This window comes from Flavobacterium sp. FlaQc-48, from assembly GCF_044007335.1.
In the GTDB taxonomy this organism is placed as follows: domain Bacteria; phylum Bacteroidota; class Bacteroidia; order Flavobacteriales; family Flavobacteriaceae; genus Flavobacterium.
On the sequence record NZ_JBIPCR010000022.1, the window covers coordinates 78,426 to 99,522 of the forward strand.

Annotated in this window: 22 protein-coding genes and 2 tRNA genes; 11 read left to right on the plus strand and 13 right to left on the minus strand. The window is 34.8% G+C overall.

Going from position 1 to position 21,097, the window contains the following annotated elements:
- Complete coding sequence (sppA, locus tag ACHRWY_RS24430) at positions 1-1,758, minus strand: signal peptide peptidase SppA (RefSeq protein ID WP_395358065.1); 1,758 nt, start codon at positions 1,756-1,758, stop codon at positions 1-3.
- A 270-nt stretch (positions 1,759-2,028) separates the two neighbouring features.
- Here sppA and folK point away from each other — a divergent pair, with 270 nt between their 5' ends.
- Positions 2,029-3,162 carry a 2-amino-4-hydroxy-6-hydroxymethyldihydropteridine diphosphokinase gene (gene folK, locus ACHRWY_RS24435; protein WP_395358067.1) on the plus strand — a complete coding sequence of 378 codons (1,134 nt, stop codon included), beginning with the start codon at positions 2,029-2,031 and terminating at the stop codon, positions 3,160-3,162.
- Between the two features lie 75 nt (positions 3,163-3,237).
- Here the strand turns inward: folK and ACHRWY_RS24440 are convergent, their stop codons facing one another.
- The 3 genes from ACHRWY_RS24440 to ACHRWY_RS24450 form a co-directional block, all read right to left on the minus strand.
- A complete protein-coding gene (locus ACHRWY_RS24440; protein WP_395358069.1) occupies positions 3,238-5,424 on the minus strand; it encodes a T9SS type B sorting domain-containing protein in 2,187 nt (728 codons plus the stop codon).
- Positions 5,425-5,536: 112 nt separating this feature from the next.
- Positions 5,537-6,079: an RNA methyltransferase gene (locus ACHRWY_RS24445; RefSeq protein ID WP_395358071.1), complete on the minus strand. Its 543-nt coding sequence runs from the start codon at positions 6,077-6,079 to the stop codon at positions 5,537-5,539.
- A gap of 77 nt (positions 6,080-6,156) precedes the next feature.
- On the minus strand, positions 6,157-6,576 hold the full coding sequence (locus tag ACHRWY_RS24450; protein ID WP_395358073.1) for a DUF1573 domain-containing protein: 420 nt from the start codon (positions 6,574-6,576) through the stop codon (positions 6,157-6,159).
- Positions 6,577-6,733: 157 nt separating this feature from the next.
- Here ACHRWY_RS24450 and mutS point away from each other — a divergent pair, with 157 nt between their 5' ends.
- From mutS to ACHRWY_RS24470, 4 genes are all read left to right on the plus strand, one after another.
- Positions 6,734-9,340, plus strand: a complete 2,607-nt coding sequence (mutS, locus tag ACHRWY_RS24455; protein ID WP_395358137.1) for a DNA mismatch repair protein MutS — start codon at positions 6,734-6,736, stop codon at positions 9,338-9,340.
- Between the two features lie 149 nt (positions 9,341-9,489).
- Positions 9,490-9,562 (plus strand) — tRNA-Gly (locus tag ACHRWY_RS24460).
- A gap of 14 nt (positions 9,563-9,576) precedes the next feature.
- Positions 9,577-9,662 (plus strand) — tRNA-Leu (locus ACHRWY_RS24465).
- 244 nt (positions 9,663-9,906) lie between these two features.
- Positions 9,907-10,281 carry a DUF1508 domain-containing protein gene (locus tag ACHRWY_RS24470; protein ID WP_395358075.1) on the plus strand — a complete coding sequence of 125 codons (375 nt, stop codon included), beginning with the start codon at positions 9,907-9,909 and terminating at the stop codon, positions 10,279-10,281.
- A 121-nt stretch (positions 10,282-10,402) separates the two neighbouring features.
- Here the strand turns inward: ACHRWY_RS24470 and ACHRWY_RS24475 are convergent, their stop codons facing one another.
- Positions 10,403-10,627 carry a hypothetical protein gene (locus ACHRWY_RS24475; RefSeq protein WP_012023801.1) on the minus strand — a complete coding sequence of 75 codons (225 nt, stop codon included), beginning with the start codon at positions 10,625-10,627 and terminating at the stop codon, positions 10,403-10,405.
- Between the two features lie 346 nt (positions 10,628-10,973).
- Positions 10,974-12,203, minus strand: a complete 1,230-nt coding sequence (locus ACHRWY_RS24480; protein WP_395358077.1) for a 3-deoxy-D-manno-octulosonic acid transferase — start codon at positions 12,201-12,203, stop codon at positions 10,974-10,976.
- A 135-nt stretch (positions 12,204-12,338) separates the two neighbouring features.
- Here ACHRWY_RS24480 and ACHRWY_RS24485 point away from each other — a divergent pair, with 135 nt between their 5' ends.
- The 5 genes from ACHRWY_RS24485 (at position 12,339) to ACHRWY_RS24505 (ending at position 15,612) form a co-directional block, all read left to right on the plus strand.
- Positions 12,339-13,472 (plus strand): DegT/DnrJ/EryC1/StrS family aminotransferase, encoded by a 1,134-nt coding sequence (locus tag ACHRWY_RS24485; protein WP_395358079.1) that lies wholly within the window; start codon positions 12,339-12,341, stop codon positions 13,470-13,472.
- Between the two features lie 2 nt (positions 13,473-13,474).
- Positions 13,475-13,915 carry a nuclear transport factor 2 family protein gene (locus ACHRWY_RS24490; protein ID WP_395358081.1) on the plus strand — a complete coding sequence of 147 codons (441 nt, stop codon included), beginning with the start codon at positions 13,475-13,477 and terminating at the stop codon, positions 13,913-13,915.
- Positions 13,916-13,931: 16 nt separating this feature from the next.
- Positions 13,932-14,945 (plus strand): UDP-glucose 4-epimerase GalE, encoded by a 1,014-nt coding sequence (galE, locus tag ACHRWY_RS24495; RefSeq protein WP_395358083.1) that lies wholly within the window; start codon positions 13,932-13,934, stop codon positions 14,943-14,945.
- Positions 14,946-15,103: 158 nt separating this feature from the next.
- A complete protein-coding gene (locus tag ACHRWY_RS24500) occupies positions 15,104-15,298 on the plus strand; it encodes a hypothetical protein (RefSeq protein WP_395358085.1) in 195 nt (64 codons plus the stop codon).
- Positions 15,283-15,612 (plus strand): hypothetical protein, encoded by a 330-nt coding sequence (locus ACHRWY_RS24505; protein WP_395358087.1) that lies wholly within the window; start codon positions 15,283-15,285, stop codon positions 15,610-15,612. The genes ACHRWY_RS24500 and ACHRWY_RS24505 overlap by 16 nt, the downstream gene beginning before the upstream one ends.
- Position 15,613: 1 nt before the next feature.
- Here ACHRWY_RS24505 and ACHRWY_RS24510 read toward each other — a convergent pair whose 3' ends face one another.
- The 4 genes from ACHRWY_RS24510 to ACHRWY_RS24525 form a co-directional block, all read right to left on the minus strand.
- Positions 15,614-16,108 carry a hypothetical protein gene (locus ACHRWY_RS24510; RefSeq protein WP_395358089.1) on the minus strand — a complete coding sequence of 165 codons (495 nt, stop codon included), beginning with the start codon at positions 16,106-16,108 and terminating at the stop codon, positions 15,614-15,616.
- Positions 16,109-16,252: 144 nt separating this feature from the next.
- A complete protein-coding gene (locus tag ACHRWY_RS24515; protein ID WP_395358091.1) occupies positions 16,253-16,582 on the minus strand; it encodes a LytR/AlgR family response regulator transcription factor in 330 nt (109 codons plus the stop codon).
- Positions 16,583-16,725: 143 nt separating this feature from the next.
- Entirely contained in the window at positions 16,726-17,601 is an 876-nt protein-coding gene (gene fabD, locus ACHRWY_RS24520) for an ACP S-malonyltransferase (RefSeq protein ID WP_395358093.1), read from the minus strand.
- A gap of 73 nt (positions 17,602-17,674) precedes the next feature.
- Positions 17,675-18,037 (minus strand): DUF983 domain-containing protein, encoded by a 363-nt coding sequence (locus ACHRWY_RS24525; protein ID WP_194618105.1) that lies wholly within the window; start codon positions 18,035-18,037, stop codon positions 17,675-17,677.
- Between the two features lie 181 nt (positions 18,038-18,218).
- Between ACHRWY_RS24525 and ACHRWY_RS24530 the strand changes: the two genes are divergently transcribed.
- Positions 18,219-19,082: an AraC family transcriptional regulator gene (locus tag ACHRWY_RS24530; RefSeq protein ID WP_395358095.1), complete on the plus strand. Its 864-nt coding sequence runs from the start codon at positions 18,219-18,221 to the stop codon at positions 19,080-19,082.
- Positions 19,083-19,258: 176 nt separating this feature from the next.
- On the opposite strand, the gene ACHRWY_RS24535 is transcribed toward ACHRWY_RS24530, so the two are convergent.
- The 3 genes from ACHRWY_RS24535 to ACHRWY_RS24545 all read right to left on the minus strand — a co-directional run bounded on the left by ACHRWY_RS24535 (position 19,259) and on the right by ACHRWY_RS24545 (position 21,080).
- On the minus strand, positions 19,259-19,792 hold the full coding sequence (locus ACHRWY_RS24535; RefSeq protein ID WP_395358097.1) for a YceI family protein: 534 nt from the start codon (positions 19,790-19,792) through the stop codon (positions 19,259-19,261).
- Positions 19,793-19,958: 166 nt separating this feature from the next.
- Complete coding sequence (locus tag ACHRWY_RS24540) at positions 19,959-20,192, minus strand: (4Fe-4S)-binding protein (RefSeq protein WP_395358099.1); 234 nt, start codon at positions 20,190-20,192, stop codon at positions 19,959-19,961.
- Between the two features lie 171 nt (positions 20,193-20,363).
- Positions 20,364-21,080, minus strand: coding sequence for a pirin family protein (locus ACHRWY_RS24545; RefSeq protein WP_395358101.1), 717 nt, complete (start codon positions 21,078-21,080; stop codon positions 20,364-20,366).
- Between the last annotated feature and the right edge of the window lie 17 nt (positions 21,081-21,097).

Below are 21,097 nucleotides of genomic sequence, written 5' to 3' on the forward strand. Positions count from 1 at the left end.
TTATTTAATATTTAATCCAAAAGGAAGCATAGCCTGAACGCCTTTTTGTTTTTGAAGTCTTTTTACCTGCTCAATAAGCATATAATTTTCTTCGCCAATTTCTTCTTTTATGAAAGCCTCTTTAGATTGTGCAAAAGGCAATCCGGAAAGCATATCACTAAATTTTTTCTCGTATTCCGGATAGTTTTGAGTACTGTATGATTTTATTTTGGCAATTCTTGCGGCTTCCGCAATGGCATCATTTAATCCCCCGATTTTATCCACCAAACCAATTTTCAAAGCTTCAGTTCCGGACCATACTCTTCCTTGTGCAATAGCATCAACTTGCGCGAAAGTCATTTTTCGGCCTTCGGCCACATGTGTTACAAAAGTATTGTAAATATGCTCAACTCCTTCTAAAGTAAAGGCTTTAAACTTTTCGTCAACAGGCACAAACGGACTATAGTTTGCTGAGTTTTCATGTGTTTTTACCTGTTCGGTATTAATGCCTAATTTATTGGCTAACGGGCTAAAGTTGGGTAAAATCCCAAAAACACCTATAGAGCCCGTAATTGTATTGCTTTCAGCAAAAATTTTGTTGGCATTACAAGCGATATAATATCCTCCTGAAGCAGCATAATTACCCATAGAAACTACAACAGGTTTTACTTTTTTGGTAATTTCAATTTCTCTCCATATTAAGTCAGATGTCAAGGCACTTCCACCCGGACTGTCAATTCTCAGTACAATTGCTTTTACATCATCATTTTTACGCGCTTCCTGTAAAGAACGGCGCATAGAACCTTCGCCAATTACAGTAACATCTCCTTCACCACTTTGTATTTCGCCCTGGGCATAAATAATAGCAATTTGATCTGTTGCAGTATTTGTTAAAGCTGTTGTAATGTTATTTTGAGTATAATCTAAAATCGAAATTTTGTTATAATCATCGTCACCGCTTACTTTTAGAGCTTTTTTGATGGCATTGTGATACACATCTTCGTAGGCTACAATATCAACCAAATGTTGCGCTTTTGCCATTTCGGGAGTTCGTGCCAATAAACCATTTGCAATCTCATTTAATTTAGGAAGCGGAATGTTTCGGCTTTTCGAAATATCGGTAGAAACGGTCGCCCAGATCGAGTTTAAAAGAGCTGTTACCTGCTCTCTGTTAGCATCGCTCATTTTGTTCTCTAAAAAAGGTTCAACGGCACTTTTGTATTTTCCGTGACGAATCACTTCCATGTGAATACCGGACTTATCCTGAAAATCTTTAAAAAACATTACTTCAGACGAAAGTCCCTTAAAATCTAAATCTCCTGCAGGATTTATATAAACCGTATTGGCAACAGAGTTTAAATAGTATTCTTTTTGTGAATAGGTATTGGCATACGCCCAAACAAATTTTCCTGATTTTTTAAAACTTTCAAGGGCATTTCTTAAATCTTTATATTGTGCGAGCCCTAAAGACGATTCATCATTTAAAATCGAAATTCCTTTAATATTGTCATCTGTTTTTGCGGCCTCGATTGCATTGATAACATCTGTTAATCCAATTTCTTTTTTGTCTGAAAAAACAGTTACCCAGGGATCTTTATATTTTCCGGCATAATCATTTTGAATTTGCTTTAAATTTAACTCTATAACAGAATCGTTTTTAACTGAAATGGCGTCATCTCCGCCAAAAATAGCTCCAATAAGAATTACTCCAAAAAAGAAGAGCATAATAAATACAAAAATACCAATAACTGTGGCAATTACATTTCCTAAAAACTTCATAAGTATATTTTTTTAATAAGTATCAACAATGGTTGGTTTGTTACAAATGTAATCTAAAAACAAATTATTTCTAATATACAAATTCGCGAAATAGTTGTAGTTTTTACATTTTTGAATTTCTAAATTAAAGATACTGTTTTTTGTAAGAAGTTTCCAGTTTTTTTAAAGAAAATGTTCGGAATAAAATATAGAAGATAGTTGGAAACTTCTGATTCTTGAATCAAATAATGTAGGTAATTCTAAAATAGTTTTAGTTAATTTGCATTCATTATGAAGTCACAGCATCAAATCGTTTTATCTATAGGCAGCAATCAGGGAAAGAGGTTAGAAAACATCGAAAGTTGTATTGCTTTAATACATCAGGAAGTGGGGACCGTAATCAGGGTTTCTAAGCTGTATGAAACTCCTGCCTGGGGGTTTGAAAGTGATGCTTTTTACAATTGTGCGTTACTTTTGCATACCAATTCATCAGCGCAAAAAGTACTGAATCAGGTTTTAAAAGTCGAAAAACAATTAGGACGCATTCGTTCAGAACAACAAGGATATCAATCCCGGATTATCGATGTCGATTTAATCACTTTTGATGACGAAATAATCACTTCTGAAAAATTACAGATTCCGCATCCTTTAATGCAAAACAGAAATTTTGTTTTGTTGCCTATGCAGGATTTAAAATTAGACTGGAAACATCCTGTTTTTCATAAAACCATTTCAGAGATGATTACCATTTCGCCGGACGATAGTGTTTGTACTATAATACATAATTTAAAAAATCCTTTGCTTGAAATTCCGTTAGAAAAGTTTAACTATATTGCTTTTGAAGGAAATATTGGAGCCGGTAAAACAACGTTGGTACACAAAATAGCAGAAGATTTTAATGCTAAAACCGTTTTAGAACGTTTTGCTGATAATCCGTTTTTACCGAAATTCTACAAAGATCAAAACCGATATGCTTTTCCGTTAGAAATGTCTTTTCTGGCAGATCGTTATCAGCAATTATCAGATGATTTGGCTCAGTTTGATTTATTCAAAGATTTTATTGTAGCCGATTATCATATTTTTAAATCCCTGATTTTTGCTAAAATTACACTTGCAGAAGATGAGTATCGTTTATACCGAAACCTGTTCGATATTATATACAAAGAAATGCCGAAACCGGATTTGTATGTTTACCTGTATCAAAATACCGAACGCTTGCTGCAAAACATTAGGAAACGCGGCAGAACTTACGAACAAAATATCGAAGCAGAGTATTTAGATAAAATCAATAATGGTTACCTGGAATATATAAAATCCCAAACCGATTTGAATGTTTTGGTTATCGATGTTTCGGATCGTGATTTTGTAAAAAAACACGAAGACTATCTTTTTATTTTAAGTGAAATCCAGAAGAAACTGAATTAATTTAGATGATTTGTCCATTAGAAAATGGGACAATTAAAATTGCGATATCTAAAATTATCTAATTACCTGATTAATTTATCTCTTCAACGAAAAATGACCTCTTAAAACGGGTTTCGTGTTATCAACTTTTAATGCATACCAATAATCAGAAGCAGGCAAGGGAGTTTTGTCAAAAGTGCCGTCCCAACTCATTTTAGAAGTATTTAATTGTGCAATTAGCTTTCCGTACCGGTCAAAAATAGTGACTTGTGCCTGAGGATAATTTTCCATTCCGGTAACTTCCCATAAATCATTATAAGAATCGTTGTTTGGAGTAAAAAATGCAGGAAAAACAAGCACAACAAAAGTTTGTGTAGATATTCCGCAACCGCTTTTCTCTCTTGCATAAGCGGTCTGTAAACCACCCGGAACGTCATAAAAAACATTAGAATCCTGATAATTTGTTCCGTCTACCGAATATTCAAAATAATCAGTTTCTTTTTTAAGGTAAATGACAGCTCTTGTGCCGTTTACATCGATTCGCTCAATCTGCGGAACCTGATGTTCCTCAACCTTAATTGTTTTTCGACTGGTACAATTTTCAGGCGCAGGACTTGTAACATCGACTGTATAAGTTCCGCCCGTTGTAACATCGATAGTGGGAGTTGTATCGCCTGTATTCCATAGATAAGTCATTCCTGAAATTCCTGCGTCAAGTGTCACTTTTTGAAATTGACATAAAGTTACATTTTCATCTGCTACTGCCGGAGGGGTATAAATAACAATGCCTACAGGAGTGCGGGTTGTATTGATGCAGCCGTTGTTTGATGCTTCGGCATAGTAGGTTGTATTGGCAGAGATTATGGGTGTTTTAAAATTATTTCCGGAAAAAAGGCTTGTTCCTCCCGTAGAAGTTGTAAACCAATTAATGATGCCCATATTGGAAGTTGCATTGATAGTTATACTTCCTGGCCCGCAATTGGAATATGTAGAGTTTGCAGCAACAGGAGTTGCAGGAGTCGTATTTATATTGGCAACTATTGATTTTCGATTTGATTCGCAACCAGCATCTACATAATATGTTGTTGTACTATTTATTGTTGGGGTGGTATAAGAATTTCCAGTCGCTAAAGCAGTTCCGCCTACTGCTGAACTGTACCAGCTTATTGTTGCTCCTGCAGTTGCAGTTGCAGTCAATGTAAAACTTCCTGAATCACAAGCCGGACTTGGATTTGCGCCAGGAATTGCAACCGGAATGGTTATTTTAGTGCTTGCGGCAATCTCTAAAGGGAGTTCGCCCGGCATGCCGCCATATTCTACCACATAACCTTTAGGTTGGTAATTACCACTTGGATCTCCCGTGTTTGATAAATCATTCCATGAACCTCTTATTCCAACTCCTGGTTGGGTAATATGTGCATAATCTTCATCTCCCTGATTGTTTGGCTCTCCAGTATTCCAGAAGGCAAAATTTGGTGTAGCGCCATTTGCGGCCCCATTCCAGAAAATAGTTCCGGCTTCGGGTCCTGTAACCCATTTCCATACGCCTTCGGTTTCGGCATCGCTACCGCCAATCCACCCGGTTCCCGAGGCTTGTTCTCCAATTAATTGGGCTTCATCAGCAGATAAAATGGTGGCGAGATACCCTTTGAGTCCGTAATAAGTGCTGTTTTCAGCAGCAGCTTTTGCAGCTGTCCATGTGATTCCTGTGCTTGGAACAAATAAATAATAGTGTTGTGTAGACGGTAAATAATTGGCCTGACCAATTGTTATCGAAAAAGTTCTGGTGCCTGAAGCTGTAGCCGAAGAATTAGAGAAAACAACATCTTTTATAGCAGACTCTAAATCAGCGTATAAGACAGTAGCTCCCGTTGGATTTGATAATTTTAATTTTCCCGCAATAGCGTCCCAGGTTGCTGTAATTGTTGGATGAGCAGCTGCGTTTGAAAGTTCTAATTTGTCTAAACCGCTGGAATAACCCGAAGAAATTTGAATATAACCAGCTTCAGTTCCCGGTTCAAGAGGATCGTGTGTAATGGTAATAGTGCTTACAATATTGAGGCTGTTTTGGGAACAGTATAATTGATCTCCGGTTGCCCTGATTACAGGAGGAGTAATAGCAAAAATTACTTTTCTATTGTTTTTTCCGCCTGACTTAAGGGTGTCTTCTTTTGTATCAATTGCATTTTTGTTCCCTGTTTTAAAGTTCTCATTTGCATGAGATTGATTAACGTAACAAAGGAGAAATAAAACGGGTATTATAAAGAAATTGATATTTTTCATTTTATAAAAGTATCAATTTTATAAGAACAAAAAAATATATTTCAAATTCTAACATTTAAAGTTAGAATCTTTTGTAAAATAACATTTTAAGAGCTTTTTATTGTTTTTTTTGTTACATTGTACCTGGCCAGTTTAACTTTTGAAACAAATCCCAAACTACAATTCCGGCACTAACCGAAATGTTTAAAGAGTGTTTGGTTCCCAATTGAGGGATCTCGATACAACCATCGCAAAGAGCAACTGCTTCCTGAGCAACGCCATAAACCTCATTCCCAAAAACAAGTGCATATTTTTGATTGGGTTCGACTTTAAAATCCTGAAGAAAAACAGCGCTTTCTACTTGTTCAATAGCCATAGTCAAAATGTTTTCTTTTTTAAGGTTTTCAATAACCTCTAGTACATTTTCATGGTGTTCCCAGGTTACCGTTTCTGTTGCGCCAAGAGCTGTTTTATGAATTTCTTTATTTGGTGGGGTTGCTGTAATGCCACACAAAATTATTTTTTCAATCAAAAAAGCATCGGCAGTTCTAAAAACAGATCCAATGTTGTGCAGACTACGAATATCGTCTAATACTAAAATTAAAGGTGTTTTATCTGATTTCTTAAAATCTTCAATTGATTTTCGGTCCAGTTCGCTATTTTCCAGTTTTCTCATTGGTGTAAATTCAGGTCATAAAAAAAGCTTCCAAAGATAAGGAAGCTTTTTCGATTTATTTTATTTTGTTTTTCAGATTAGCTTTTAACAGGATCTGGTAAAACTGTACCTTTAATTGTAAGTACTTTTGTTGGTTGTCCTTCTGCATTAGAAGTAACAGTTACGGTTTTTGTAAAAGCTCCAACTCTGTCAGTAGCATATTTTACACCAATAATACCTTTAGCACCCGGAGCGATTGGCTCTTTTGGAGTTGTTGGTACAGTACAACCACAAGATCCTTGTGTGTTAGTAATGATTAATGGTTTTGTTCCGTTGTTTACAAAAACGAATTCACGTTTTCCATCAGCATTGTGAGCAATAGTACCGTAATCAATAGTTTCTGTTTCGAAAGCCATTCCGGCTCCTTCAACTTTAGCAGCTTTAGCTTTTTTAGCTTGAGCGTTAGAAGCAGTGATACCAACTACAGCTAACATCGCAATTAAAATTATTTTTTTCATCTTTTAGAGGCTTTTTTTAATTATGAACAAATCTAGATAAAATTCTTATATCTCAACATAAAAAAAACTTAAAATATTTTAATTTTTGAACCACTTCGATATTCCTTCAAAATATTATAAATTCGCTGTCTTAATTTTTCATTTAAAATACAATAATTTGGCAGCTAAAGAGAAAGTGGTGAAAGAAACACCCTTAATGAAACAGTACAACGAAATCAAGAGAAAATATCCTGATGCATGTCTGCTTTTCAGAGTAGGAGATTTTTATGAAACCTTTGGAGAAGACGCCATTAGAGCCTCTAAAATATTAGGAATTACCTTGACTAAAAGAGGTGCAGGTTCTGAAACGGAGACTGCTCTGGCGGGTTTTCCGCATCATTCTGTTAATACGTATTTGCCAAAATTGGTTAAAGCCGGACTTCGCGTAGCCATTTGCGATCAGCTTGAAGATCCAAAAATGACAAAAACAATTGTAAAGCGTGGTGTTACGGAACTTGTAACTCCTGGAGTTTCACTGAATGATGAGGTTTTACAATCCAAAACCAATAACTTTTTAGCGTCTGTATATTTTGCGAATAAAAGTATCGGAATCTCATTTCTGGATGTTTCAACCGGAGAGTTTTTAACGGCTCAGGGAAATGCAGAATACATCGATAAATTATTGCAGAATTTTAATCCGAGTGAAGTTCTGGTTCCAAAGAATAATAAAGGAGATTTTAAAGCTGCTTTTGGAGATGACTTTCACAGTTTTTACCTGGAAGACTGGATTTATAAGGAAGATTATGCTTTAGAAACATTAACCAAACATTTTCAAACCGTTTCTTTAAAAGGATTTGGAATTGAAGAGTTGAAGGAAGGAATTATTGCTTCAGGAGCTATTTTATACTATTTGTCAGAAACACAACACAATCGTGTTCAGCATATCACGGCAATTCAGCGTATTGCTGAAGATGCTTATGTCTGGATGGATCGTTTTACCATAAGAAACCTGGAATTATATCATAGTTATAATCCAAATGCTGTAACGCTGTTAGATGTGATTGACAGAACGCTTTCGCCAATGGGTGGACGTTTATTGAAGCGCTGGCTGGCTTTGCCATTAAAAGACAGTAATAAAATAAAAGGACGTCATGATGTGGTTTCATATCTGAAATCAGATCCCGAAGTTTTACAGAATATTCAATATCAGATTAAACAGATTTCAGATTTAGAGCGTTTGATTTCGAAAATTGCTGCCGGAAAGGTTTCTCCGCGCGAAATCGTGTATTTGAAAGAATCCCTGGATGCGATTATACCAATTAAGACCCTCGCACTTCAAAGTCCGCAGGAAGCAGTGAAAGTTATTGGGGATAGCTTGCATGCCTGTGATTTATTGAGGGAAAAAATCAAAACAACCTTAAATCAGGATGCGCCTGTTGCCATCGCAAAAGGAAATGCTATTGCAAAAGGAATTAGCGAAGAACTGGATGATTTACGTGCTATCTCTACATCGGGAAAAGAATATCTGGAAGGAATTGAAAAAAGGGAATCGGAGAGAACCGGAATCTCTTCTTTGAAAATTTCGTTCAATAACGTCTTTGGGTATTATATTGAAGTTAGAAATACACATAAGGATAAAGTGCCTGCAGAATGGATTCGTAAGCAGACATTGGTAAATGCAGAACGCTACATTACCGAGGAACTCAAAGAATACGAAACAAAAATTCTGGGTGCCGAGGAAAAAATTCAGAAAATTGAATCAGAGCTTTTTGAACAGTTGATTGCCTGGATAGCAACGTATATTAAACCCGTTCAGATGAATGCCAATTTAGTGGCGCAATTAGATTGTTTGTGTTCCTTTACGCAATTGGCAATAGAGAATCAATATGTATGTCCTGTGATTGACGAAACTTTTGAGTTGGAAATCAAAAACGGAAGACATCCTGTAATTGAAAAACAATTGCCTGTTGGAACTCCTTATATTGCCAATGATGTTTATTTGGACAGGGAAACGCAGCAAATCATCATGATTACAGGTCCCAACATGTCTGGTAAGTCGGCTATTTTAAGACAAACGGCTTTAATTGTATTGTTGGCTCAAATGGGGAGTTTTGTTCCGGCGGATAGTGTCAGAATGGGAATTGTTGATAAAATATTCACCAGAGTAGGAGCGTCGGATAATATTTCGATGGGAGAATCTACTTTTATGGTAGAGATGAATGAAACGGCTTCGATCCTGAATAATATTTCAGATCGTAGTTTGGTGTTGTTAGATGAGATTGGAAGAGGAACAAGTACGTATGACGGAATTTCGATTGCGTGGGCTATTGCCGAGTTTTTACACGAGCATCCGTCAAGACCTAAAACATTATTTGCAACACATTATCATGAGTTAAATGAAATGACGGAATCACTGACGAGAATCCAGAATTTTAATGTTGCGGTAAAAGAGTTAAAAGATACTGTTCTTTTTGTTCGTAAGCTGGTAAAAGGAGGAAGTGCGCACAGTTTTGGAATTCATGTGGCAAAAATGGCCGGAATGCCTCAAATTGTAATTCTGAAAGCGCAGAAGCTATTGAAGAAGCTGGAGAAGAATCATTCAAGTGATGCCTTAAACGGAATAAAAGAAGCCGCTGACGAAATGCAAATGAGTTTCTTTAATCTGGATGATCCCTTGTTAGAAGAGATAAAAGAGGAGATTATGAGTCTTGATATAAATGCCATAACTCCGGTTGAAGCCCTAATGAAACTCAATGAGATCAAAAGAATGTTGGTTAAGAAATAATTTCATTTTTAAAGTTTAGGTTATCAGAAGGTTATAAAATAAGTATAATTTTTTTTCAAAAAACGCTTGTGTAATTGAATAAATGTCCTAAATTTGCACTCGCAATACAGAACAATTCAGGTATTGTAGTTCTTACAAGAATTTGAAATGCGAAAATAGCTCAGTTGGTAGAGCGCGACCTTGCCAAGGTCGAGGTCGCGGGTTCGAGCCCCGTTTTTCGCTCAATACTATATAATGCTCGGATGGTGAAATTGGTAGACACGCTGGACTTAAAATCCAGTGAACAGCAATGTTCGTGCGGGTTCAAGTCCCGCTCTGAGTACTAAAGCCTCTTCTTTTGAAGAGGCTTTTTTTATTGTGTAAACTCGCGTGCAGCTTTAAATAAATTTACGCAGTAAATTTATTTAAAGAATCTAAGAATCTAAGAATCTAAGAATCTAAGAATCTAAGAATCTAAGAATCTAAGAATCTAAGAATCTAAGAATCTAAGAATCTAAGAATCTAAGAATCTAAGAATCTAAGAATCTAAGAATCTAAAATCAATAATCTAAAATCTAAAATAATAAATGGGTGCTTTTGTAATTAGTAAAAGGTTTAACGATGAATATAAGTTCGTATTTACTTCCAGGAAAGGCAAGGTGATATTTACAAGTTTGAGTTATGAGTTGAAATTTGAATGTGAAGAAGAGATAGAGAAATTTAAGCTGGATATTGAGTCGGCCAGGTTTTTGAAATTTAAAGGCTCAGGTGGGAAGTATTTTTTTAAGCTGATGTTGGGTGAGCTTCACTTTGCAACAAGTCGTAAATACACAACGGAATTGCTTTTGCAGAAGGGAATTAAAGAGATTGTGAATTATGCTTCAAAATCAGAGATTCTGGATTTTTCTTCGAGTGAGTCAATTTTTGAAGATGATGTGGTTTTTGAAGAGGAAATGGAGTAATAAAAAAAAAGAGTTCACCAATGGTGAGCTCTTTTTTTTACTGCAATGATTAAATTTGATTTAATCATAAAAAAAAACCATCTCAAGGATGGTTTTAAAATCTTTAGAACTTAGGTTCTAATTATTTTTTTACTTCTTTAGCAGCGTCTTCAACTTTTGCAGCAGCAGAATCAACTTTTGCAGCAGCAGAATCAACAGTTGCAGCAGCAGAATCAACTACAGTAGCAGCAGAATCAACAGCAACAGCAGTAGAATCTACAGTTTCAGTAGCTGCAGCGTCAGCTTTTTTACAAGATACAACAGTTAAAACAGCAACAACAGCTAAACTTAAAAATACTTTTTTCATCTTACTTTATTATAAAAGGTTAATTATTAATTCGTGGCAAAGATATAAATTTTTTAATATGTAAAATATTTTTTTATTTTTTTTTTAAAATATTTTCATTGCTCACGATTATCTTAGTTATCAAATAATATGCCAAATTAACAAATAAATATTATATTATTGTATTTTTCGTATAAATTATTTTTCGTTGAATATTCAATAAGAGAATTGGCTGTTTCATTTTATTACTTGCAGTTTGTTTTGTTTTTGAATCATTATTTAGCAAGTTTAAAAAAATAAAATGGATGTATTTAAACTCTTTTGTGAATAATAACGTCGTCAAAAACGCTTTGCAGGAATAGATAATTTAAGAAATGATGCTCATGATGGTGTCGGTTGCTCCCTTATTGTCCTGAATGTACGATTTGCAAATTCGGCTTTTTTCTTCCAGGAAATGCTGATCTCTAAGTAAACGATCGAGACTTTCTTTTAAGTCTGTATAATTAGAGATTACCATGCATCCTTCAAGTTCAACCAGTTGAACGGCTTCTGCAAAATTCGAATAATTCGGGCCTATTACAATCGGAACCCCAAATGTTGCAGGTTCTAAAATATTGTGGATTCCCGGATTTCCAAAACCGCCTCCTACGTAGGCAATGGTTCCGTAACTGTAAATTTTAGTCAATAGCCCTACAGTATCTATTATAAAGACATTGTAATCAGATAAATCCTGATCTTTTTTTTCTGAAAATAGTATGGTGGGTTTTATAATTTGAGATGTAAGACTTGCGATTTGATCTGCTTTGATATTGTGTGGTGCAATGATGAATTTAACCTGATCGGATGATTCATTAATATATTGCGCCAGCAAAGCTTCGTCTTTTGGCCATGAACTTCCTATTACTACAGTAGGGATGTTGTTTTTGAAATTTTCAATAAAATCAAGACTGTTGTCTCTTTCCAGGATGGTATTCACACGATCAAAACGGGTGTCACCGGAAACGATCACATTGCCAAAACCTATCGTTTCAATTTTTTCTTTAGAACGTTCATTCTGAACAAAAAAGTACGTAAATGCTTTTAGTGCTTTTCTGTAAAATCCGCCATACCATTTAAAAAACATCTGATTGTCTCTGAAAATGCCTGAGATGAGATAGGTTGGTATTTTGTTGGTTTCAAGTTCTTTTAAGTAATTCAGCCAAAATTCATATTTAATAAAGAAAGCCAGTTCAGGATGCGTAAGTTTTAAAAACTTCTTCGCATTTCTTCTGGTGTCTAAAGGCAGGTATATGGTAACATCAGCGACTGTGTTATTTTTACGCACTTCGTATCCGGATGGGGAAAAAAAGGTTACAATGATTTTATGTGAAGGATATTTTTCTTTGATTTTTTCAATCACGGGCAAACCTTGCTCGTATTCGCCAAGTGATGCAGAATGAAACCAAATTGTCTTGTCTGTTGGTTTTATTTTTTCTTCTAAAATGGAGAAAACATTTTTTCGGCCTTCTGTAAAAAGCTTAATTTTCGGACTAAAAAGCGCTACAATTTTCAGGAAAAATCCCGCAATAGAAACAACTGAATTATATAGAAAAAGCATCTGTTTGTTTTTGTGGCTAAATTACATTTCTTTCGATTATTTTCATTGGTTTGAAGGTATTAAATAACTATTTTTGTTCTTCCTTTTAGAGATTCTGATCATAAAACAGGTCTTTAATTTTAAAATATATTGAAAATGAAAAAAATTCAAATGGTTGACTTAAAAAGTCAATACGAGAAAATAAAAACTACTGTTGATGCTTCTATTCAGGAAGTTTTAGATACCAATACTTATATAAATGGACCCTTGGTTCATCAGTTCCAAAAAAATCTCGAAGATTATTTGGGGGCAAAACATGTAATACCTTGTGCAAACGGTACAGATGCTTTGCAGATTGCCATGATGGGATTAGATTTAAAACCGGGTGATGAGGTAATCACAGCCGATTTTACTTTTGCGGCTACTGTTGAGGTTATTGCTTTGTTGCAATTAACCCCGGTTTTGGTCGATGTTGATATCACAAATATGAACATTGATATTGATGCGATTAAAAAAGCAATTACGCCAAAAACAAAAGCAATTGTTCCGGTGCACTTATTTGGCCGCGCTGCTAATATGGATGCGATTATGGAAATTGCGGCAGAACATAATTTATATGTAATCGAAGATAATGCTCAGGCAATAGGTGCCGATTATATTTCTAAATCAGGAACAAAAAGCAAAGTAGGAGTAATTGGTCACGTTGCTGCAACGTCATTCTTTCCATCTAAAAATTTAGGTTGTTATGGAGATGGCGGAGCAATTTTTACCAACGATGATAAATTAGCACACATCATCCGCGGAATTGTAAATCACGGAATGTACGAGCGTTACCATCATGATGTTGTGGGGGTAAATTCACGTTTAGACAGTATTCAGGCAGGAGTTTTAAATGCAAAACTGCCTCTTTTAGATGAATATAATACAGCGCGTCGTTTAGCTGCTACAAAATACAATGCAGCTTTTGCCGGAAATGCACACATTATTACTCCGGAATTTGATGCAAACGAAAATGATCATGTTTTTCATCAATATGTATTGAGAATTATCGATGCAGACAGAAATGCTTTATTGCAGCATTTGCAGGATAAGCAAATTCCATGTGCGATTTATTATCCAATTCCGTTGCATTCACAAAAAGCTTACGTTGATTCTCGTTATAAAGAAGAGCAGTTTCCGGTTACCAATCAATTGGTGAAAGAAGTTATTGCTTTGCCAATGCATACAGAATTAGATGATGAGCAAATTAAATTTATAACAGATGCTGTTTTAGAATTTTTGAATAAATAATTATGAGAAGTTTCCGTGTTTTAATTTTGATGATTCTTGTTTCATTTTCAGCTTTTGCTCAAAAAACAAATGTAAAAGATGAAGAAGCTGTCAGTAATCAGGTTGAAATTTTGCGTAAAGCCATGATCGATCCTGATGGAGCAAAATTAAAAGCATTAACTTCTGAAAAACTGACGTATGTTCATTCGAATGGTAATTTGCAGAATCAGGCAGAATTTATAGACGGAATCGTTAGTGGGAAATCAGATTTTGTCACAATAGAGTTTCAAAACCAAACGATATCGATCCAGAATGATGTGGCAATAGTACGACATATTTTGTCTGCTCACACCAAAGATGATGGAATTGACAGGGATATTAAAATAGGGATAATGCTGGTGTGGCAAAAACAAAAAAACAATTGGATTCTTATTGCAAGGCAGGCATACAAATTAACTACATAAAAAAAACAACCACAAAATGAAAGTATTAGTAACAGGAGGATTAGGGTTTATTGGTTCTCACACCGTAGTCGAATTGCAAAATGAAGGCTTTGAAGTAGTGATAATCGATAATCTTTCGAATTCATCAGAAGATGTTTTAAAAGGAATTACGGCAATTACAGGAAAAACGCCTTTATTTGAAAAATTAGATTTAAGAGAAAAAGCGTCAGTTCAGGATTTTTTTAAAAAACATAATGATGTTACCGGAGTTATTCATTTTGCAGCTTCAAAAGCGGTGGGTGAGAGTGTAGAACAACCTTTGTTATATTATGAAAACAATATTGCTTCGTTAGTTTATTTGTTACAGGAATTACAGCAAAAACCTGAGGCAAGCTTTATTTTTAGCTCGTCTTGTACTGTTTACGGTCAGGCCGAAAAAATGCCAATTACAGAAGATGCTCCGGTACAAACAGCAATGTCGCCTTATGGAAACACGAAGCAAATTGGAGAGGAAATCATTACAGATACGGCTAAGGTTACGAATATCAGTGCGATTTTATTACGTTATTTCAATCCGGTTGGAGCACATGCAAGTACTGAAATTGGAGAATTGCCTCTTGGAGTTCCTCAAAATTTAGTGCCTTTTATTACACAAACCGGAGTAGGATTGCGTAAAGAATTATCTGTTTTTGGAGATGATTATCCAACGCCGGACGGAACTGCAGTTCGCGATTATATTCATGTAGTAGATTTAGCAAAAGCGCACGTTATTGCACTCCAGCGTTTATTCAATAAAAAGAATTTACAAAAAGTAGAGACTTTCAATTTAGGAACCGGAACTGGAAGTTCAGTTTTGGAAGTCATTCATAGTTTCGAAAAAGTAAGCGATAAAAAATTACCATACGCAATTAAACCGCGTCGTGAAGGTGATATCACCGAAGCTTATGCCAACACAGATAAAGCAAATAATGTTTTAGGCTGGAAAGCACAATTAAGCTTAGACGAAGCCATGGCAAGTGCCTGGAAGTGGGAACAGAAAGTTCGTTCTTAATAAGTTTACAGTCTCAGTGACAGTTTTCAGTAGAGACGCACAGCAGTGCGTCTAACTAAAGCATAATAGAAATCCCAAATAATCTAATCTGATTGTTTGGGATTTTTATTTTAGAAAGATTTTATTTTGTAAATTTGTAAGATTAAATTGTAGGAGTTATGAGTCAGAAAAAAGAAGATCCGAAAAATAACAAGGTTGAAGAGCCTGCTATTGAATATGAAATTCAAAAACCTAAATTTAAAGGCATAGATCGCGAGACTTTTGATTTTGATGCTGAGTTTGCAAAAGGTTTAACTCCAGAGGAAGCAAAAGCAGAATCTAAAAGGAGAATTAGGGAATGGTGGGGAAAATAGAAGTTATTTATACACCCTCTGTAATTAGTTATCTTAATGATTTGGTTATAATCCTGTATAAAAAAGAATACTTTGGTTTTATAGAATTTGCAGATGAATATGTTGATGATATTTACGATGCCATTCCGGAAAGAATTAAAAAATCTCCCCATAAGAAAACTCCAAAACCTCTTCAATATTTAGGCTCTAATTATATTTTTTATAACACTAGTAGTAGAACGACTTGGTATATCTTCTTTGAAAAAAGAGATCAAAACTATCTAATTACCGGAATTACTAATAATCATTGTATTGAAGCGAAAGAGCTTTGGTAAACTAATGTCGGTCAAAAGTTGACGGTATTTTTTGTAATTCAGTTTCTTTGTCAAATATCCAGGATATTATCCACCATCTTTTTTCGTCAAAATAGAGCTGAATACTATTGATTCCTCTTCGGGCAACCGGGCCGTTTTTTATTAATCTTGTTTCATATGTGCTCCATACATGGGCAATGTTTCCGAATATTTGTACTTCTCGATTGATTTCGTTTTCGTAAAAAGGCGTTGTTAATACCATGTCATCTGTTAATTTATGAAAATCACTGATAGGCATTACTGTTTGTTTGATTTTCCCTTCTGAATTTACTGTAGGAAAGCAATAAATCGCATTTGAATTATGCAACGAAAGATCTCTTTTCCATTGTCTTTTTTCTCCAATATTACCGGAAACAACTTCATAAGAAGCTTTTATTATTCCGTCTATTGATTTTACGTCATCTTTTAATGGATATTGGATCTCCTGTCCGCTTGAAAGGGTTGTATTTGCTATCATAATTAATGTTATTTTTAAAATTGATTTTATCATTGCTGAGTTTTTAAGTTCAGGCAAATAAAATCATAGCAAATAGCATAAGAAACTTTTTTATACAGATATGGTTAAATAGTATTCAGACGGGGTCTTTTTTTATGTTGATAGTTACAGCATAAACTTATTGATTGCTGTTGTCAGGCAATCTTTGTAGGTTTTGCCAATAGTAATTTTATTTCCTTTCGCTATAATATGATTGTCTTCTATGCTATCTATATTGGTTAGGTTAATTATGAATGAATTATGAACCCTCATAAATTCATTTGGTAATACATCTATTAAATCTTTTAAAGATTTATAATAGGTATGTTTGATATTTTCGATTGTTATAATCTGAACATAATTCCCTAAACCTTTGATTATCGCAATGGAATCAAAATGGAGTTTTATGATTTTTTTATCCGTTTTTATGAATGTAAATTTTTCTTCTTTTATCATATTTGACCTTATTTTAAAGGATTGAGATTCTGGAGTAAATTTAAGTGGTTTATATAAAAAATCCTCATAAACAAGCTGTTCATGAGGATTTTATTTATGTCATCAATAACTGAAAACTGTCACCGGGACTGAACACTTAAAATTTAAGCATTCGCCGTAACCGCTTCTTTGTCAATTTTATTGATCAAACCTGCTAATACTTTTCCTGGTCCAACTTCAGTAAATAAAGTAGCGCCGTCAGCGATCATTTGTTGTACAGATTGAGTCCATTTTACAGGAGCAGTCAATTGTATGATTAAGTTCTTTTTGATTTCGTTTGCATCAGAAACAGCGCTTGCCGTTACGTTTTGATATACCGGGCAAATAGGAGTAGAGAATGTAGTCGCTTCAATTGCAGCTGCTAATTCTTCTCTTGCCGGTTCCATCATTGGTGAGTGAAAAGCTCCTCCAACAGGTAGGATTAATGCGCGTTTTGCTCCGGCAGCTTTCATCGCTTCACAAGCTTTTTCAACGGCAGTAGTTTCTCCTGAAATTACCAATTGTCCAGGGCAGTTGTAGTTGGCTGCAACCACAATTCCGTCGATAGAAGCGCAAACTTCTTCCACAATATTATCGGCTAAACCTAAAACAGCGGCCATTGTAGATGGAGTAATTTCGCAGGCTTTTTGCATCGCAAGAGCACGTTGAGAAACTAATTTAAGCCCATCTTCGAAAGATAAAGTTCCGTTGGCAACCAATGCTGAAAATTCTCCTAAAGAATGTCCTGCTACCATTTCTGGTTTAAAATCTTCACCTAAAGTTTTGGCTAAAATAACCGAGTGTAAAAAAACAGCCGGCTGTGTTACTTTAGTTTCTTTTAGTTCTTCGGCAGTACCTTCAAACATGATATCTGTAATTCTAAAACCTAAAATCTCATTGGCTTTTTCGAATAATGCTGCGGCTAAAGCCGAATTTTCATATAAGTCTTTGCCCATTCCTGTAAACTGTGCACCCTGACCCGGAAATACGTATGCTTTCATTTGTCTGATTTAATTTTTGCTTTTTTTTTGAATTGAAAATTGGTTTCAATTGAAAGGCAAAAATAGCATTTTTTTATTTCGTATAATCCTTAAACATATAAATCCATGCTAATCTTGAAAATCGGAGATTGAAAGAAGTGAGTAAAGTAATGACAACTGCAATAATGGGAATGATTCTTAAATCGAAATTTTTTTCAAAGAAAAACTGTGCAATACAGTATGTGGCAATTCCCTGAGCGACTGTTAGTCCGTAGTTTACGTACATAGCGCCAAAGAAATAGCCTGGTTCTTTCTGGAACTTATAATTGCAGTGACTACAGTACTCGTTCATTTTTGGAAGGCCAAAAGTCAAAAAAATACTTTTATCTTTAAATACTTTTCCTTTATGACAAATAGGACATTCATTGCTTAAAATATGAGTTAATGCACTTGACATGATCTTGTTGTTTTTTATTTATACAAAGGTAATTAAGAGACTTATAAAAGTTTTTTTTATATCTTCGCCACTTATAGCACAATAAAGACATTTATTGTAGAATTATCATGATTTCAAATTACAAAACAGAATGAAGAATGGTAATTTTATATTCCATATAAAAAACAAATATTATCTGCGTATGAAAAGATATCCTGTTTATAGTGTTCAGAATTTTAATTGTAATGATATTCATCGTGATTTTTATGTAAATACATTCAAGGAACATTTAAAAAGTCACAGTTTTGTCGAAGAACCGCATCGTCATGATTCTTATTTAATGGTGTTTTTTACCAATGGTTCGGGACAGCACGAAGTCGACTTTGATGAATTTGAAATTAAAAAAGGGAGTTTGTTTGTTTTGCAGCCCGGTCAAATGCATCATTGGAGTTTGTCTGAGGATGTTGAAGGATTTGTCGTCATCTTTTCACAGGAATTATATAACTTGTATTTCGGACAAAAAAACATCAATGAATATAATTTTTATCATTCTATTCATAATCGGCCGGAAATGGTTTTTGAAGAAAAAGAAACTCCAAAAATTCAACCTTATTTTGATTTGTTAATTCAGGAAAACAATCAGGAAAACAAATATCAACTCGATAAAATGCTGAATTTATTAGACTGTATTCATATCGAAATTGCGCGTAAATACAACGAAACGTATTCGCATCAGACTCATTCTTACAATATTAAAATCGATAAATTTGAAATACTTTTAGAACAGTATTTCAGGACAGAAAAATTACCCTCTTTTTATGCCGGAAAATTAAACATCACTTTGAAACATTTGAACCGAATATGCAATGAAATTCTGCAAAAAACCGCAACCGAAGTTATTATGAATCGCGTAATTCTGGAAATCAAACGAATGTTAATCGACAAACAATTAGCGGTAAATGAAATTGCTTATAAAGTAGGCTACGAAGATTACTCGTATTTCTCCAGGCTTTTTAAAAAACAAACCGGATTGTCTCCAACAGAATTTAGAAGTACAATGCGATAATTTTTAGCCGCGGCCCGGGCGATAGCGAACAGGCGAAGCAATTTTACTAATTTTTTAGAGGCTTAATTTGAGTATAATTCGTGAATTCGTGGCGGTTTTTTTATCAACAAAAAAAGCCTGCACTTCCTAAAAAGTGCAGGCTTTTCAACCAACCAAATTAAATTCCGTCGTAAGAATTAAGCTTGTTTTGCAAATTGCAATTCAATGTTCAAACGAACTTCTTCTCCAACTAAAACACCACCAGTTTCAAGAGCTGAGTTCCAGTTTAAACCCCAATCTTTACGATTAATTTTCCCTTCTATACTTAAACCTACTTTTGTATTTCCCCAAGGATCAGTCATGATTCCGCTAAAATCTACAGGAAATGTTACAGATTTTGAAATACCTTTGATCGTTAAATCACCAGTTATTTCATAATCACCAGCATCAATTTTTTTGAAAGATGAAGCTTTGAAAGTCAATTTTGGATTGTTCTCTACATCAAAAAAGTCAGCACTTCTTAAGTGACCGTCTCTGTCTGCATTTGCAGTATCGATAGAAGCGATATCTCCGGAAAATTGGATATCTGCATTTTCGAAGTTGTCTCCGTCTGTAGTAATTGTAGCATCGTAAGTTCCAAATTTACCTGAAACATTTGTAAACATCATGTGTTTAACTTTAAAACCAATTTCTGAATGTGTTGGGTCAATTGACCATTTTGTAGTTGCCATAATTTTTATTTTTAAATAATTAATTTCATTTTGATAGGACAAAGTTACGTCCGTCGTACCCGAATCACACTTAACCTAGATTAAGAAATAAAGGATGGGATATTTTTTGATCGAGACATTTTTTTGTTTATAGGACCTTACAGGTTTGTAAAACCTTTTAGGTCCCTCATAATTCGGGATTGTTTATATAATAAGTCAAGGCTCCCGAAGGACAAGTTTGAATGGTTTGCATGATTTTTTCAGAAGTCGAAGCTTCAGGTAAAATCCATGGTTTTTCTTTTGGATGAAAGACATCAGGATTATTTTTCACGCAATTGGCAGAATGAATGCATTTTCCGGATTGCCAGACTATAGTTACTTCTCCGTTTGTGTATTCTTTGGTTAGGTTATCTGGATTCATGGTTAGGAATTTTAAAGGGTTCGTTTTTAATAAGTTACGGGGCAATTGTCATTCATAAAAATACGATTTCTTTTTAAGGGGGATGAAAATTGGGTAAAAAAGAAACGATAACAAGTTGAATATCAACTCATATATCGTTTCCTGAAAAAAATATTAATTGTAATCTTTGAATTAATAGTTCATCGGAATATCCATCAATAAAAATTCAGCATCCGTATTTGCTTTTATGTTTAAAGTATCAGTTCCTGAAATTCCAACAGCATCACGAGTATTTAATTCCTGACCGTTGATGGTAACGTTTCCTTTTAAAATGAAAGCGTAAACTCCGTTTCCTTCTTTTTTGATTTTGTATTCAGTTGTAATTCCAGCATCAAAATTCCCCATATTAAACCAGGCATCCTGGTGAATCCAAACTCCTTCATCATCAGCATTTGGAGATAAAATTTGTGCTAATTTATTGTGTCTGTCCGCCACATCCAGAGTGATTTGCTGGTAACGCGGATCTACATTTCTTTTGTTTGGGAACAACCAGATTTGCAACAATTTAGTTTGCTGATCTGCATTCGGATTAAACTCACTATGCTGAACTCCGGTTCCGGCACTCATCACCTGAATATCGCCATTTTTGATAATTTCAGTATTTCCCATACTGTCTTTGTGAGCTAAATCACCTTCCAGCGGAATCGTAATGATTTCCATGTTGTCGTGTGGATGAGTTCCAAAACCCATTCCCCCGGCGATGGTGTCATCGTTTAAAACACGAAGTGCTCCAAACTGGATTCTTTCCGGGTTGTACCAGCTTGCAAAACTAAAGCTATGGTAAGCATTAAGCCATCCGTGATTTGCATTTCCTCTTGTTTCTGCTTGGTGTAATACTATATTTTCCATGATGATAGATGTTTTGT